This window comes from Halomonas sp. B23F22_20 (genome assembly GCF_043496985.1).
Taxonomy (GTDB): Bacteria; Pseudomonadota; Gammaproteobacteria; order Pseudomonadales; family Halomonadaceae; genus Halomonas.
Genome location: NZ_JBIEKH010000005.1, coordinates 165,162 through 180,791, shown reverse-complemented (window position 1 = coordinate 180,791; position 15,630 = coordinate 165,162). Strand labels below are relative to the sequence as shown.

At 63.9% G+C, this 15,630-nt stretch carries 14 protein-coding genes; 3 read left to right on the top strand and 11 right to left on the bottom strand.

The annotated features are described in order from the left end of the window. Positions 1-63: 63 nt before the first annotated feature. Both ACGTN6_RS05550 and ACGTN6_RS05545 read right to left on the bottom strand, forming a co-directional pair. The gene (locus ACGTN6_RS05550; RefSeq protein WP_394590299.1) at positions 64-189 is read right to left on the bottom strand and encodes a 2Fe-2S iron-sulfur cluster-binding protein; all 126 of its coding nucleotides are present in this window, start codon (positions 187-189) and stop codon (positions 64-66) included. A gap of 58 nt (positions 190-247) precedes the next feature. Next, positions 248-1,354, bottom strand: coding sequence for an FAD-binding oxidoreductase (locus tag ACGTN6_RS05545; RefSeq protein WP_394590298.1), 1,107 nt, complete (start codon positions 1,352-1,354; stop codon positions 248-250). Between the two features lie 331 nt (positions 1,355-1,685). On the opposite strand from ACGTN6_RS05545, the gene ACGTN6_RS05540 reads away from it, so the two are divergent. After that, positions 1,686-2,972, top strand: a complete 1,287-nt coding sequence (locus tag ACGTN6_RS05540; RefSeq protein WP_394590297.1) for an aromatic ring-hydroxylating oxygenase subunit alpha — start codon at positions 1,686-1,688, stop codon at positions 2,970-2,972. A 152-nt stretch (positions 2,973-3,124) separates the two neighbouring features. Here ACGTN6_RS05540 and ACGTN6_RS05535 read toward each other — a convergent pair whose 3' ends face one another. The 4 genes from ACGTN6_RS05535 to fdhA all read right to left on the bottom strand — a co-directional run bounded on the left by ACGTN6_RS05535 (position 3,125) and on the right by fdhA (position 9,531). Next, the gene (locus tag ACGTN6_RS05535) at positions 3,125-3,394 is read right to left on the bottom strand and encodes a hypothetical protein (RefSeq protein WP_394590296.1); all 270 of its coding nucleotides are present in this window, start codon (positions 3,392-3,394) and stop codon (positions 3,125-3,127) included. Between the two features lie 49 nt (positions 3,395-3,443). Then, a complete protein-coding gene (fdhF, locus tag ACGTN6_RS05530) occupies positions 3,444-6,284 on the bottom strand; it encodes a formate dehydrogenase subunit alpha (RefSeq protein ID WP_394590295.1) in 2,841 nt (946 codons plus the stop codon). A 12-nt stretch (positions 6,285-6,296) separates the two neighbouring features. Next, positions 6,297-8,015, bottom strand: a complete 1,719-nt coding sequence (locus ACGTN6_RS05525; RefSeq protein ID WP_394590294.1) for an NADH-ubiquinone oxidoreductase-F iron-sulfur binding region domain-containing protein — start codon at positions 8,013-8,015, stop codon at positions 6,297-6,299. 322 nt (positions 8,016-8,337) lie between these two features. Continuing rightward, entirely contained in the window at positions 8,338-9,531 is a 1,194-nt protein-coding gene (gene fdhA, locus ACGTN6_RS05520; RefSeq protein WP_394590293.1) for a formaldehyde dehydrogenase, glutathione-independent, read from the bottom strand. 240 nt (positions 9,532-9,771) lie between these two features. Here fdhA and ACGTN6_RS05515 point away from each other — a divergent pair, with 240 nt between their 5' ends. Both ACGTN6_RS05515 and ACGTN6_RS05510 read left to right on the top strand, forming a co-directional pair. Beyond that, a complete protein-coding gene (locus ACGTN6_RS05515) occupies positions 9,772-11,346 on the top strand; it encodes a BCCT family transporter (protein ID WP_394590292.1) in 1,575 nt (524 codons plus the stop codon). Positions 11,347-11,539: 193 nt separating this feature from the next. Then, complete coding sequence (locus ACGTN6_RS05510; protein WP_394590291.1) at positions 11,540-12,067, top strand: invasion associated locus B family protein; 528 nt, start codon at positions 11,540-11,542, stop codon at positions 12,065-12,067. 151 nt (positions 12,068-12,218) lie between these two features. On the opposite strand, the gene ACGTN6_RS05505 is transcribed toward ACGTN6_RS05510, so the two are convergent. The 5 genes from ACGTN6_RS05505 to ACGTN6_RS05485 all read right to left on the bottom strand — a co-directional run bounded on the left by ACGTN6_RS05505 (position 12,219) and on the right by ACGTN6_RS05485 (position 15,550). Further along, positions 12,219-12,443, bottom strand: coding sequence for a hypothetical protein (locus ACGTN6_RS05505; RefSeq protein ID WP_394590289.1), 225 nt, complete (start codon positions 12,441-12,443; stop codon positions 12,219-12,221). Positions 12,444-12,538: 95 nt separating this feature from the next. After that, positions 12,539-13,684 (bottom strand): acyltransferase family protein, encoded by a 1,146-nt coding sequence (locus ACGTN6_RS05500; RefSeq protein ID WP_394590288.1) that lies wholly within the window; start codon positions 13,682-13,684, stop codon positions 12,539-12,541. A 77-nt stretch (positions 13,685-13,761) separates the two neighbouring features. Beyond that, on the bottom strand, positions 13,762-14,025 hold the full coding sequence (locus ACGTN6_RS05495) for a hypothetical protein (RefSeq protein WP_394590287.1): 264 nt from the start codon (positions 14,023-14,025) through the stop codon (positions 13,762-13,764). A gap of 364 nt (positions 14,026-14,389) precedes the next feature. Further along, positions 14,390-14,614, bottom strand: coding sequence for a DUF6447 family protein (locus ACGTN6_RS05490; protein ID WP_394590286.1), 225 nt, complete (start codon positions 14,612-14,614; stop codon positions 14,390-14,392). A 147-nt stretch (positions 14,615-14,761) separates the two neighbouring features. Continuing rightward, entirely contained in the window at positions 14,762-15,550 is a 789-nt protein-coding gene (locus tag ACGTN6_RS05485) for a SapC family protein (RefSeq protein WP_394590285.1), read from the bottom strand. Between the last annotated feature and the right edge of the window lie 80 nt (positions 15,551-15,630).

The following is a 15,630-nucleotide window of genomic DNA, read 5'->3' as shown; positions in this document are numbered from 1 at the left end:
CGGGCCATGGCCCGGGGCGCTTCGCGTCGAGAGACATCCGCATCCGCGACGTTCACGTCTGTCTCAGTATTCCACCACCACGTTGCCCTTGGGCTTGCTGCAGCACGACAGGATGTAGCCTTCGGCGACGTCTTCGTCGGTGATGCCACCGTTATGCTCCATCTCGACCTCGCCGGAGGTCAGTGGCACCCGGCAGGTGCCGGGAAGAAGAGAGCCCCATGCCGCCGGCACGGGGCTTGCGGGCGGCTCAGTATTCCACCACCACGTTGCCCTTGGGCTTGCTGCAGCACGACAGGATATAGCCTTCGGCGACGTCTTCGTCGGTGATGCCACCGTTATGCTCCATCTCGACCTCGCCGGAGGTCAGTGGCACCCGGCAGGTGCCGCAGATCCCCATACCGCAGGCCTTGGGAATGTGCAGCCCCAGCTTGGCGGCAGCGGTGTGCACCGTCTCACCCGGCTGGATGCGCACGCTCTTGCCAGTGCTGCTGAACTCGACGCTGATCAAGTCGGCGGCGTCGAGCTCCTCGGCCTCGGCCTCGGCCTGCTCGACATGCTCGATGACCTCTTCCTGCACATCCAGCGGCGTGGCGCCGAAGGACTCCTCGTGGTAGCGGCTCATGTCGAAGCCGTTCGACTCGAGCAGACGCTTGACGGCATGCATGTAAGGCGTGGGGCCGCAGCAGAAGATTTCACGGTCCATGAAGTCGGGCGCCATCAACTCGAGCATTGCCTGACTCAGGTAGCCGCGGAATCCGGCCCAGGCCTCGCCCAGCTCGTCGCTGCGCTCGCAGACGATATGCAGCTTGAACTCGGGAATCCGCGAGAAGATATGCTCGAGCTCGCGATGGAAGATGATGTCCCTCGGCGTGCGAGAACTGTGGACGAACTGCAGGTCCACCGCGGCGTTGGTATCGAACAGCCAGCGCACCATCGACATCAGCGGGGTGATGCCGACCCCGCCGGAGAGCATCAGCACCTTGTCGGCGGCATGGTCGATGATGTTGAAGTTGCCCACCGGACCGTGCACGGCCAGTTCGTCGTTGACCTTGAGGTTGTCGTGCAGCCAGTTGGAGACCACCCCACCAGGCATGCGCTTGACGGTGATCGAGAAGCTGTACGGCACTGACGGCGAGCTAGAGATGGTGTAGGAACGCATCACCTGTTCACCGTCGATCTCCAGCTCCAGGGTCACGAACTGGCCCGGCTTGAAGAAGAACATCACCGGCTGCTCGGCCATGAAGCAGAAGGTGCGCGTATCCCAGGTCTCCTGGATTACCTTGACACAGCGCACCAGGTGGCGCCCGTTGGTCCAGGTCTGGGTGGTGACGGGATTGAGGAAGTTCATTGTCATGTTCGTGTCGCCTGGGGCTGCAGCGTGAGGGTCTCCGACCGCGGTGCCACCGCCTGCCGTTGGTCGAATTCTGCGCAGCCCGGCGTCTCTCCACTTGCCTGTTAGCGACACAAGCATGTCCAACAGGTACACCGCCTCGACTTTTTCCTGCCGCGCCACGTCGCGGTTGCATCATCGCACGTCGCCGGTAGACAACCCCCCCTTCGGGCACTGTTCCACACTCGCCTCAACCCGCCGCGGGGCTCACCGGGGCGCGGCCCTTTATGACCTTGGCTGTATTCCAATAATCCCGCTGCCGCTCTCGCGGCCCAGCAATGAGGAAACGTCCCACATGGATCCCCTGTCACCCGCCCGCCTGGACGACCCCCTGGCCCCGGCCCGCGCGGCCACCGCCGAGATGCTGGCCAGCCGCCGGCAGAACTACTCGCTGCCTCAGCCCTTCTACAATGACGAGCGCCTGTTCGCCCTCGACATGCAGGAGATCTTCGAGAAGGAGTGGTTGTTCGCCGGCATGACCTGCGAGATTCCCAGCAAGGGCAACTACATCACTCTCGAGGTCGGCGACAACCCCGTGGTGATCGTGCGCGGCAGCGATGGCGAAGTCCACGCCTTCCACAACGTCTGCCGTCATCGCGGCTCACGGTTGTGCGTTGCCGACAAGGGAAAGGTCGCCAAGCTGGTCTGCCCCTACCACCAGTGGACCTACGAGCTGGACGGCCGCCTGCTGTTCGCCGGCACCGACATGGGCAAGGACTTCGACCTCTCCTCCCACGGTCTCAAACCGGTTCATGTTCGCACCGGCGGCGGCTACATCTTCGTCAGCCTGGCCGACGAGCCCCCGGCCATCGATGACTTCCTCGCGACGCTGGAGCACTATCTGACCCCCTACGACATGGCGAATCTCAAGGTCGCCGTCGAGTCCAGCATCGTCGAGCAATGCAACTGGAAGCTGGTGCTCGAGAACAACCGTGAGTGCTACCACTGCAACGGTGCTCATCCCGAGCTACTCAATTCCCTGCAGGAGTTCGACGACACTGACGATCCCCGCGCCACGCCAGCCTACAAGGCACTGGTCGAGCGCAAGCAGGCCGATTGGGAAGCCCAGTGCGTGCCCTACAAGCTGACGCGTCTCGACCGCCGCAATCGCTTGACCCGCACGCCGCTGCTGGACGGCGCGTTGTCGATGACCATGGACGGCAAGCCGGCCTGCAAGAAGCTGATGGGCAACCTGCAGAGCGCCGACTTGGGGTCGCTGCGCATCCTGCACCTACCCAACTCCTGGAACCACTTCATGGGCGACCATGCCATCGTGTTCCGGGTCCTGCCGCTAGGCCCTCAGCAGACGATCGTCACCACCAAGTGGCTGGTGCACAAGGAGGCGGTCGAAGGCGTCGACTACGACCCCGCCGAGATGCGCAAGGTATGGGACGCCACCAACGACCAGGACCGGCGCCTGGCCGAGGAAAACCAGCGCGGCATCAACTCGAAGAGCTACGAGCCCGGCCCCTACTCCGAGACCTACGAGTACGGCGTCATCGACTTCGTCAACTGGTACAGCGAACGCATGCTGGAGAACCTCGGCCACAGCGCCCCCAATCTCCAGCTCGCCAACGGCTGATCGAGCACGCCTGCTCGACCCGCTTTGCCTCTGGACACAATGGGCCCGCCACTGGCGGGCCCATTGTCTTGTCGCCCCTGGCACGATACACCCCCGTCTGGCTGGCGGTCGGGTCGGGGCTGGTCCTTATCCAACGCGCCTCATGTTCTCGCTCAAGCCTCCTCGACGGGGGGCTCCTCACCTTTCGCCAGGTCAGGCAGCAGGAAGCTCTCGATGGCCTGACGCACCGAGGGCAACATCACGTCGCTATGCGCCATCAGCTCGTGCACCAACTCGACGAGCCCGGGCACGCCGACTTCCACATGCTTGAGCCGCGCCATGCGCGCGCAGGTCTCGGGACAAGCTCCCTCGGGGATCCGAATACCCAGCGCCACCAGGCGATCTCGGAAGTCGTCCCCATCGATCAAATCGACGATCATCATGCGATGTTCCTCCTCTGGAAGGTTCGGTGTTGTTCGCCATTCAGCGGTGTCATTGAGGTACCACCCCGGCGGGCCCGTCTCCCGGGCTCAGCCGGCAGGCGGCGTATTTGAATTCGGGAATCTTGCCATAGGGATCCAGCGCCGGGTTGGTCAGCAGGTTGGCGGCGGCCTCGGCATAGCAGAACGGCACGAACACCATGCCTTCGGTCATGCTCGGGTCGACGCGGGTCCTGAGGGTGATCCGGCCGCGTCGGGTGACGATGGTCACCGGCTCGCCCGGGACGAGCTTCAACCGGCGTAACTCTCCCGGCGCCAGGCTGGCCACGGCTTCCGGCTCGAGGTCGTCCAGCACCCGAGTGCGCCGGGTCATGGCACCGGTATGCCAGTGCTCCAGCTGTCGCCCGGTGGTCAACACCGTGGGGTAGTCGCCGTCGATGGGCTCGTCCGGCGGCAGCGGCACGGTCGGCGAGAATCGCGCCTTGCCCGAGGCGGTAGGAAAGGCATCGCCGAACACCACGTCCCATCCCGGTGCATCGTCCGCCGGACAAGGGTAGGTCACCGAACCCTCGCGCTCGAGGCGCTCCCAGGTGATGTGATCCAGCGAGGCCATGCCATGCTTCATTTCGGCGAACACCTCGCGGGGATGGGCGTAGTTCCAGCCCAGGCCGAAGCGTCGGGCGATCTCCTGAATGATCCACCAGTCGGGCCTGGCCTGCCCGGGCAGGGGCACGGCCTGGCGTCCCAGCTGTACCTGGCGGTTGGTATTGGTCACCGTGCCGTCCTTCTCCGGCCAGGCCGAGGCCGGCAGTAGCACGTCGGCGAACTGGGCGGTCTCGGTGACGAACAGGTCCTGCACCACCAGGTGCTCGAGCTGACCCAGGGCCGCCCGAGCATGTTCGAGATCCGGGTCTGACATCGCCGGATTCTCACCGAGGATGTACATGCCTCGGATCACCCCATCGCGAATAGCATCCATGATCTCGACCACGGTGAGGCCGGGCGTCTCGTCCAGCGGCGTATTCCACAGCTCCTCGAAGGCGGCGCGTAGCTGGGCATCGCCCACCGGCTGGTAGTCGGGCAGCACCATGGGAATCAGACCGGCATCGGAAGCGCCCTGGACGTTGTTCTGACCGCGCAGCGGATGCAGGCCGGTGCCGGGACGCCCGGTATGGCCACAGGCCAGCGCCAGCGAGATCAGGCAACGGGCGTTGTCGGTGCCGTGAACATGCTGGGAGATGCCCATGCCCCAGAAGATCATCGCCCGCTCGGCGGTGGCGTAGAGGCGGGCCACCTCGCGAATCGCCTGCGGATCGACGCCGCAGCTCGGCGCCATGGCCTCGGGCGTCAGCTCGCGGACGTGCTCGGCCAGGGCCGCGAACCCCTCGGTGTGGGCGTCAATGTAGTCATTGTCGACCAGGTCTTCGGTCACGATGACGTTGAGCATGGCATTGAGCAGCGCCACGTCCCCCCCGGGCGTGAAGCGCAGCGAGCGGTGGGCGTAGGCGTCCAGGGCCTGGCCGCGCGGGTCGAGGATCACGATCCGAGTGCCCTGCTTGGCGGCCTGCTTGAAGAAGGTCGCCGCCACCGGATGATTGACCGCCGGATTGCAGCCGATCAGCACCACCACGTCGGCTTCCAGCGCCTGCAGGAAAGACGCGGTCACCGCGCCGGAGCCGATGCATTCCATCAGCGCCGCCACCGAGCTGGCATGGCACAGCCGGGTGCAGTGATCGACGTGGTTGGAGCCGAAGCCGGTGCGCACCAGCTTCTGGAACAGCCAGGCCTCCTCGTTGGTGCACTTGGCGCTGCCGAAACCGGCCAGCGCCGCCGGGCCGTGGGCGGCCTTGAGGTCGACGAGCCCCTTGGCGGCCAGCTCCAGCGCCTCATCCCAGCTCGCCTCACGGAAGTGGCTGCTCGGGTTGGCGGGGTCAAAGTCCGGATCGAGCGCCTTGGGCACGCCGGGCTTGCGGATCAGCGGCATGGTCAGACGCGCGGCATGGCGCGGATAGTCGAAGCCGAAGCGCCCCTTGACGCACAGCCGGTTGCGGTTGGAGGGGCCATCGCGCCCTTCCACGGCAAGGATGGCATCGTCCTTGACCTGATAGGTCAGCTGACAGCCTACGCCGCAGTAGGGGCACACGGAATCCACGCGGCGATCGGCCGCGCGAGAGTCACCATGCCCCTTGTCGTCAACCAGGGTATCCGGCATCAGGGCACCGGTGGGGCAGGCCTGGACGCACTCGCCGCAGGCCACGCAGGTGCTCTCGCCCATGGGATCGTCGAAGTCGAACACCACCTTGGATGCAGCACCGCGATGGGCCAACCCGATGACGTCGTTGACCTGCACCTCGCGACATGCGCGCACGCAGAGGTTGCACTCGATGCAGGCGTCGAGGTTCACGGCCATGGCGCTGTGCGAGCGATCATGTATCGGTGAGGCCTCGCGTAGCGGCACATGGTGCACGGTGGGTGCCGAACGATCCTTGCGCGGCGGCAACCATCGGCGCACGGCGTCGGCGTCGAGCCCCAGCGCCTCGGCGGTGTCCCAGAAGTGGCTGGAACGGTCGGGGCCCTGCTCACGCGCAGGCTGGTCAACCATCAGCAGCGCCATGACGCCCTCCCGGGCGGCGCGCGCCCGCTCGGAGCCGGCGCTGTACACCACCATGCCCGGCGCGGCCTGACGCAGGCAGCTGGCCGCCAACACCCGTTCGCCCTCGATCTCGACCATGCAGGCCCGGCAGTTGCCATCGGCCCGGTAGCCGGGTGCGTCCTTGAAGCACAGGTGAGGAATGGTCTCCCCGGCACGCAGGGCGACCTGCCACAGGGTATCGCCGGGCGCGGCGCTCACTTCTACGCCGTCCAGGGTCAGGGTGAAGGTCTCATGACTCATGACGTGCCCTCCCTACCCCCTCACGATAACGTTCTGGTCGGCGAGCGCATCGCGAAAGTCGCGCAGCAGACTCAGCACCGGATTAGGCGCCGCCTGGCCGAGGCCACAGATGGAGGCATCCATCATGACCCGCGCCAGCCGTTCCAGGTCGGCCGCCTGCCAGTTATCGCGCTCGATCAGGGTCAGCAGCTTCTCGGTGCCCACCCGGCAGGGCGTGCACTGGCCGCAGGACTCGTCGGCGAAGAACGCCATCAGGTTGGCGGCCACGGCACGCAGGTCGTCGTGGTCGGACAGTACGATGATCGCCGCCGAACCGATGAAACAGCCGTGCTCCTGCAGGGTGTCGAAGTCCAGCGGGATATCCGCCTTGGACGCCGGCAGGATGCCGCCAGAGGCACCGCCGGGCAGGTAGCCGGCCAGTCGATGCCCCTCGGCCATGCCACCGCAATACTCTGCCACCAGCTCGTTCAGGGTGATGCCCGCCGGCGCCAGATGCACGCCGGGCCGGTTCACCCGTCCGGACACCGAGAAACTGCGCAGCCCCTGACGGCCGTGACGCCCCTCGCCGGCGAAGGCCTCGGCGCCCTCCTGCCAGAGGCGAGGAATCCAGTAGACGGTCTCGACGTTGTTGACCAGCGTCGGCCGGCCGAACAGCCCCCGCTGGGCGACCAGCGGCGGGCGATGGCGAGGCTTGCCGGGCTTGCCTTCCAGCGACTCGATCATCGCCGACTCCTCGCCGCAGATATAGGCCCCGGCACCGCGGCGCAGCACGATATAGCCAGGCTCGGCCAGACCGGCGGCCTCCAGTTCGGCGATGGCCTCGCCAAGCACCCGGTGCAGGCCAGGATATTCGTCGCGCAGGTAGATGTAGAGCGCCTCGGCATTCACCATCCAGGCGCCGAGCAGCGCGCCTTCGAGAACCCGGTGGGGCTCACGCTCCAGGTAGTGGCGATCCTTGAAGGTACCGGGCTCGCCTTCGTCGGCGTTGATCGCGCAGTAGCGCGGACCGGGCTCGTCGCGAACGGAACGCCACTTCTTGAAGGTGGGAAAGCCGGCACCGCCCAGGCCGCGCAGGTTGGCGCGCTCCAGGGTGGCCAGCAGCGCCTCCGCCGTCACCCGACCATCTCGACAATCGACCAGCAGGCGGTAGCCGCCACCGGCGCGATAGGCATCGAGCCGCTGCCAGAGGATCGCCTCGGGGTGGAAGTGGCCGGTATCGATCACCGCCTCCACCGCCTCACGGGTGGCGTGATTGACGTGACGATGGCCCACCTCTACCACCGGCGCCATGTCGCAGCGCCCCATGCAGGGGGCTCTCAGCACTCGCACCTCGGCGGGATCGTTGCCGGCTTCGAGCAAGGCCTTCAGGGCGTCGGCTCCGGCCAACTGGCAAGACAGCGAGTCGCAGACCCGCACCGTGATCGCCGGTGGCAGCGCCTGATCGTCGTGGACCACGTCGAAATGGGCATAGAAGGTCGCAGTCTCGTAGACCGCCGCCATCGGCAGGTTCATGTAGGCGGCAAGCGCCCGCAGGTCGGCGAGCGCGAGATGCCCCCGCTGACCCTGGATCACATGCAGATGCTCGATCAGCAGATCGCGGCGGCGACGCTCGGGTTCCTCGCGCTCATCGCCGAGCCATTGGCGCAGCCGATCGAGTGCGGCGGGATCGAGCTCCCGGCCGCGAGGAGTGCCGCGAAAGCGGCGCCTGGGGGTCACGCTCTGGACGCTCATGGTGGGGCTCGCCGCGATCATCGTGCCTACCGCAAGATTGGCACCACCATGTGTGGCTCGCAACGTCGACGACGCCAACAGGCGGGACGACAGATATGCCGATGTCGCTCTCGGCAAGGTTCCGACGCAAGACGGCGCCCCGAAGGGCGCCGTCTGCAGGGTCATGGCTGCGCTCAACGAGAGCACAGCCATGAATCAGTGCTTGCTTAGGCGGCCACGCTGCCGTGGGGATCAATAACCCTGAATGGCTCGCCGCCCTGCCCCTCAGGCCGCCACGCTGCCGTGGGGATCGATAACCCTGAATGGCTCGCCGCCCTGCCCCTCAGGCCGCCACGCTGCCGTGGGGATCAATGACGAATTTCTTCGCCGCCCCGCCATCGAAGTCGGCATAGCCCTTCGGCGCCTCGTCCAGGGTGATCATCTGCACGTTGACCGCGTCGGCGATGTTGACCTTGCCGAACAGGATCGCCTGCATCAGCGGACGGTGATACTTCATCACCGGGCACTGCCCGGTATGCAAGCTGTGCGACTTGGCCCAGCCCAGCCCGAAGCGCATGCTCAGACTGCCCTGCTGGGCCGCCTCGTCCGCCGCGCCCGGGTCCTCGGTCACGTACAGCCCCGGAATGCCGATCTGGCCGCCGGCGCGGGTCAGCGACATCGCCGAGTTCAGCACCGTGGCCGGCGCTTCCTTGCCGTGGTTGCAACCGCAGGCATGGGCCTCGAAGCCGACGCAGTCGACGAAGGCATCGACCTCGCGCTCGCCGAGAATCACCTCGATCTTGTCGGCCATGTCGCCGTCTTCGGTCAGGTCGATGGTTTCGCAGCCGAAGCTGCGGGCCTGGGCCAGGCGCTCCTCGATCATGTCACCGACGATCACGCAGGCCGCCCCCAGCAGCTGGGCGGAGACCGCCGCGGCCAGGCCCACCGGACCGGCACCGGCGATATACACGGTGGAGCCCGGGCCAACGCCAGCGGTGACGCAGCCGTGGAAGCCGGTCGGGAAGATGTCGGACAGCAGCGTCAGGTCCTTGATCTTCTCCATCGCCTGGTCGGCGTCCGGGAACTTCAGCAGGTTGAAGTCGGCGTACGGCACCATGACGTACTCGGTCTGGCCGCCGACCCAGCCGCCCATGTCGACGTAGCCGTAGGCGGCCCCGGGACGCGCCGGATTGACGTTGAGGCAGATGCCGGTCTGGCCGGACTTACAGTTGCGGCAGCGACCGCAGGCAATGTTGAACGGCACCGAGACCAGATCGCCCGGATGGAGGAATTCCACGTCGCGGCCGCACTCGACCACGATGCCGGTGATCTCGTGCCCCAGCACCAGACCGGAGGGCGCGGTGGTGCGGCCGCGCACCATGTGCTGGTCGCTGCCACAGATGTTGGTGGTGACGACCTTGAGAATCACGCCGTGTTCGCACTTGCGATCACCCAAGGCGAGTTCCGGGTAGGCGATGGACTCGACGGCGACTTCACCCGGGCCCTTATAGACGACTCCGCGATTGGCTGCACTCATGTGGCTGGCTTCCTTCGTGTTGTTGGATCGGTCGGCGGCACTCCGCTATCCGACCATAGGCGCCTGAGCCACTACGGAATATTCCCCAAGAGACGTCGCCATGCCTGTTCGAGACATCCTCGTCGCCATGGTGCAGGCGCCTATCCCGAGGTCGTTTCCACGACACTCTCCTTTCGTCCATCGCGCCAAGAATGTGCGGCGTCGCCCGTGGCGACACACAACAACAACCGAGGACCATCCATGATCCACGATGACGACCCCATCCTGGCCCCGGGCCAGGACAACAAGCAGATATTGGGCCTGGACTTCCACAATCCCGTCTTTCCGCTATCCGCGCTGGCCATTCTCGGCTTCATTCTCTACGCCTTGGTCTACCCCGACGCCGCCAACACTCAGTTGACCGCGGCACGCGGCTTCGCTATCGACCACTTCGACTGGCTGTTCATGATCGCCGGCAACATCTTCGTGATCCTGTGCCTGGTGCTGATCGTGCTTCCCCTGGGGCGCATCCGCTTGGGCGGCCCCGACGCCAGGCCGGAGCATTCGCTGGTCTCCTGGTTCAGCATGCTGTTCGCCGCCGGCATGGGCATCGGCCTGATGTTCTGGAGCGTGGCCGAGCCGGTGGCCTACTACACCGAGTGGTACGGCACGCCGCTGAACGCTGCTGCCGGAACCCCTGAGGGCGCCAGCGCCGCCATTGGTGCCACCATGTTCCATTGGGGCCTACACCCCTGGGCCATCTATGCCGTGGTTGGCCTGTCACTGGCATTCTTCGCCTATAACCGCGGACTACCGCTGACCCTTCGTTCGGCCTTCACCCCGCTACTCGGCGATCGCGTTCGGGGCTGGCCCGGCCACCTGGTGGACATCCTGGCGGTGCTGGCCACCATCTTCGGCCTGGCCACCTCACTGGGCTTCGGCGCCACCCAGGCCGCCGGTGGGCTCAATTACCTGTTCGACATCCCCAACACCCTGGGCACCCAGATCGCCATCATCGTAGGGGTCACGGCCGTTGCACTGTTTTCGGTGTGGCGTGGCATCGACGGCGGGGTCAAGCTGTTCTCCAACATCAACATGGTGATCGCCCTGGCGCTGCTGCTGTTCGTGATCCTGACCGGTTCCTCCCTGATGTTCGTTCATGGCCTGTGGGACACCAGCCTGGCCTACCTGGGCCATATCCTGCCGCTCTCCAACTGGATCGGTCGCGAAGACACCACCTGGTATCACGGCTGGACGGTGTTCTACTGGGCGTGGTGGATTTCCTGGTCACCGTTCGTCGGCATGTTCATCGCCCGGGTCTCCCGGGGCCGCACGGTGCGCGAATTCCTGATGGCGGTGTTGCTGGTGCCAACCCTGGTGACCGTGGTGTGGATGAGCGCCTTCGGCGGCAATGCCCTGGCCCAGTCACAGGCGGGGGTCGGCGCGCTGGCTGACGGCATCGGCGAGGTGTCGCTGGCGATGTTCCAGATGCTCGAGCACCTGCCGCTGACCACCCTGACCTCCAGCATGGCCATCGTGCTGGTGCTGGTGTTCTTCATCACTTCTTCCGACTCGGGCTCACTGGTCATCGACAGCATCACCGCCGGCGGCAAGGTCGATGCTCCCCGCTCCCAGCGCGTGTTCTGGGCCACCCTGGAGGGGGTGATCGCCGGCATCCTGCTCTACGGCGGCGGCGACAAGGCGCTTGGCGCCCTCCAGGCCGGAGCGGTGGCCACTGGGCTGCCCTTCAACCTGGTACTGCTGGTCATGTGTGTGGGGCTAGTGAAGAGCCTACGCGAGGAGCAGCGCGCCTTGGGCCTGGGCAAGGTCGCCTGAGCCATTCTGGCATCATCACCGACGCCCTCGGAGGGGCATCTTGCCCCACCGGGGGCGTCATCGTTGCACGATGCCACAGTGCCTGTGGGACTCGACCTTGCGGACGGTTCCAGGCATGGTATTACCACCACGCCCGGGCGCCGACCGGCGTCGCGTGGCCCACGAGCGCCAACCGCAAGGAGAGTGAACCACCATGTCCAAACGACTCGTATCGGGCCTCGCCGGCCTGCTGTGCCTGATGGCCTGGGCCTCCACGAGCCTCGCCCAGTCCACCGCCTCCAGCGAAGGTGCCGGCAACAACTACGAGAGCGAGCAGTTTCAACAGTGGGAAGTGCGCTGCCCCACCGGCGGCCAGAACGCCCCCTGCAGCATGACTCAACTGGTCAATAATCCCGACGACAACCAGCCCGTCATGCGGGTGATCATTGCCCAACCGCCGCAGGCCGAAACCCCGATCATGACCTTCCTGCTGCCGCTGGGTGTACGCCTGGCGCCCGGCCTGCAGCTCAGCGTGGGCGGCGGTGAAGGCGTGCCCTTCCCCTACCAGGTCTGTGACCAGCCGGGGTGCCGCGCCGACCTGCCGCTCGAGCCGTCGCTGTTGCAGCAGCTGCGTGGCGGCAGCAACGCCACCCTGAGTCTGATCGGACCACGCGGCAACCGTCGCGACCTGAACATCTCGCTGATGGGCTTCACCGACGCGAGTCGGCGCATCACCCCCTGATCCGCCTTCCCCCGGATGTCTCGAGCCTCGCTCTCTCGAGCGAGGCTCATGGGTATCCGCCTTCTCCATATCTGTTCCTGCCATGCCCCTCGGCACCGACCCATCCACTCTCTCCCAGCCCTGGGCGCTCCATGACGACGCTGGGCGAGGCTCACTTGACGCTCTTGGCCTCTGGCGCATCCGGCAAGGCTTCAGGCGGGGCACGCGAGGAAGTATTGCGCGCCGTGCGATGGATCGCCCACTGATCCTCCAGACGAGAAATCTCCTGGTCGGTCACCCGCAGGTTGCCTACCTGGGATTTAGCGTCATCAGAGAGGTCGGACAGCGGATATTCCTTGTCATCGATGCGGATCGTCAGGTTCTGCTGTTCAGCCACGACACGACCCCACAATAATAGATGCATAAAGGCGCCCAACCTTACCCGCTGCCGCCAACTATCCGAATCGGCACTGCATCGTAGGCTTTCCCTGCTTAAGCAAGACTCTTCTGTTCTTCTGCGGGCAAACTGCCCTGATTCCTCATGTCAGGCTTAGCGACATAACGGCGCCGCAGGCCAAGGAAAGGCTTCTCGATCACTGTAAAGCTCAATGCCGCCACCCCCAGACACAGCACGAAAGCCAGCGCAAGGTTGACGCCATAGTTAATGGCGAACCAAGGACTAGGGCGTAACACTCCCCACCCTTCTTGCATCAGCAGCAATACGCTGGCGTGCAACAGATACAGCGAATAGCTAACGCTCCCCCCATATTCAGCGAATCTGGCTGTCAGCTCAGCCACACGGCCACGCATCGGTGGCAAGGCCAGATATCCCAGAATCAACCACGCCCAACCGATCGCTTCCAACCCAGACCATGCGAGCCAGAGCGGTTCATGCCGATTTTCACTCATCCAACTGGCATGACGAGCCAGAACGAACAGCAGACTATAGATGGCCACAACGGCGGATATCATCAAAGGCCAAGCAACACGCATCATGCGGTCTCGATAGTCATGATAGAGACGCGCCGCCCCCATACCGATCAGAAACTGATCCAGCCGACCTGGTAGGGTGGAATACAAAACGTGAATCGGATCATCGACCTGCGTAAAGATCACGATCTTGAAGAGCATCAATAGAGCCAACACTCCTAACAGATAGCGCCAGCCCTGAGCCAGGAAGAACGCCGCCAGGAAAGGGAAAATCAAGTAAAAGGTGAACTCGACCGAAATCGTCCAGGCTGCACCAGTCACGAAGAAATCCGACGTAGGAGGTGAACCGATATTCGAAAACAGCACATAAAGAAAGTCACTGGCCGCAAATTCATCACGTCCTAGAGTGATAGCCAGATAGAAAACCACCAGAAAGAGAGGCGCAATACGTAGTATACGGTTGAACAGGAATCGACCATAGGCGATACCGCCCTGCATGGCAATCAGCATAAACAGAAAGCCAGACAGGGTAAAAAACAATGCCACTCCTGTATGCCCTTCGACGATGAAACCTATAACGGCCGCTTCAGGGTTAGGATTCCAGCCGTGGAAGAAGTAGTGATAGAGATGGAATGCCAACACCAGTCCAGCGGCCAGAAAGCGCAGGTGATCCAGGCGTGGCAGATAGGCAATATTGGAGGAACGCATCCTTGCCTCGTCGCAGTAAGGAAATATGGCATCCATCATACTCGACGGCCCATTCATTCCCCACCCCTTTCAAGCCTCTAGCCAAGCAGATAGCCTTCCAGATCCTGCAGCCCACCAACCAAGTCATCCTCAACGTACTGCTGAAGGCCGGCATCGACCCTCGCCTCGGCTGCCATAAAGCCGTACGAACGACTCGGCTTGGTCTCGATCTTCCGCGAAGAGCTGGGCGTTAAAGCCAAGGCTCGACGGATCCAGCACTTCGAGGCCGATACCCACGGCAACCACTTAGTTGCCTGCACCGGGGTCTCGTTAGCGGCGATATACTCCTCGGACTCGTTCATCGCCAGGTCAGCGAGCGCCCCTTGATTATCTGGCGAATCCAAGACGCGGTGGCCACGGTGTCCAGTGCCTTAACCGTCAGGGCGACACTCAGGCATATCACGGCATCAATCCCCGCATGATGCATGACGACACGCAGCCCTTTCCGAAATAAACGTCTTTGCAAGGCTCCATTCACTTGCCACTGGACCACACCCTTCTCTCTTCCAGACCCACATTCAAGACCCACATTCCAGAGCCACGACGAAAACAGGCCAGGAGATAACTCCTGGCCTGTTGGGTAGCAGAGTCTCGATGACATGGGCCTAGCCCCTGTCAAGCAGTGCCGGCTAGCGGCTCACTGTCGCGAGACGTTGGGTGCGAGGCTCACTTGGCGCCCTTGGCCTCCGGCGCATCCGGCAACGCTGCAGCAAGGGCACGAGAGTAAGTATTGCGCGCCGTGCGATGGATCGCCAGCTGCTGCTCCAGACGAGTAATCTCCTGATCGGTCACCCGCAGGTTTCCTACCTGGGATTTGGCTTCATCAGAGAGCTCGGAAAGCGGATATTCCTTATCATCGATAGTGATCGTAGGATTATCTTCCTTGGCCATAAGGCACTCCTTCTATCGGAAAAGTAAAATAATGTGACATCACCACCACACCCATGACGCCATCAAATTATGCGCCTGACATTGGTGGTTATTCAAGATCCAAAAGCCTGAAAAAATACACTTGATTCGGAGACATAGAATCGAGTCTTAACTGTCAAAATCCAAGTATAGCTCTTCATCACCTTCGAACCACTCATCCAGACTCTCGGCCGGTGGCGATACCGCATGACGGAGGCGGTACAGCTGTGCCAGTTGATCCAGCCGATGCTGCGAAAACAGCTGTGCATAGGCAAGGCTCAGCCCACCGGCATCACGCAGTGCAGCAAGACGATCCGCAGGTAGTGCATTGAGGGCCGGCTCGTCGATGCGATAAAGCCCTTCAACCTTTCGAGTCTGCTCATGCTCGTCCTGGGTCTGGAGCGGCCAAGGCTGAATCAGCCCCTCGTCCGCCAGGGCTTTGACCGCTCGAGCCGCCAGAACCCGGCCGCGTATCAGCTTCTCCAGGAAGGCTCGAATATTGGCCATCCGAGATGACTCGACGCCCGCCTCGGTGAAGCAGCGCTCACCTTGATGACGGGCATCATCGAGCCACAGCCCGCTCTCGACATCCACGCAAAGCCGCCACTGGCGACGGTCCTCGCAGGGCTGCAGACGAAAGGGATGGGCGCGATAACAGGCCGGCACATAGCCGCTGAGCCATCGACCATCGGGCGCGACACAGAGATTCAAACCACCGGTCAAGGCTTGTACGGCGACCAGTTGGTAAGGACCTCCGTCGAGGCGACGAAACGCCAAAGGGACGGCCTTGAGTACGTGGGGCACCTCCTCAAGAGTGACCGGTGCCAAGGCATCGCTGGCGGCGAACTGATAATCCGTGTAGGGAAGCCAGCCAGCATGGGCATGAAGATCGGCCTCTATGGGCATATAGCGGGACATGCTCTCTCCCGGATCGGGGCGGCCAAGGCCGCCGATTCTCGTACATCACAACAAGAAGCCCCCGCTCAGCGGGCTGAGCG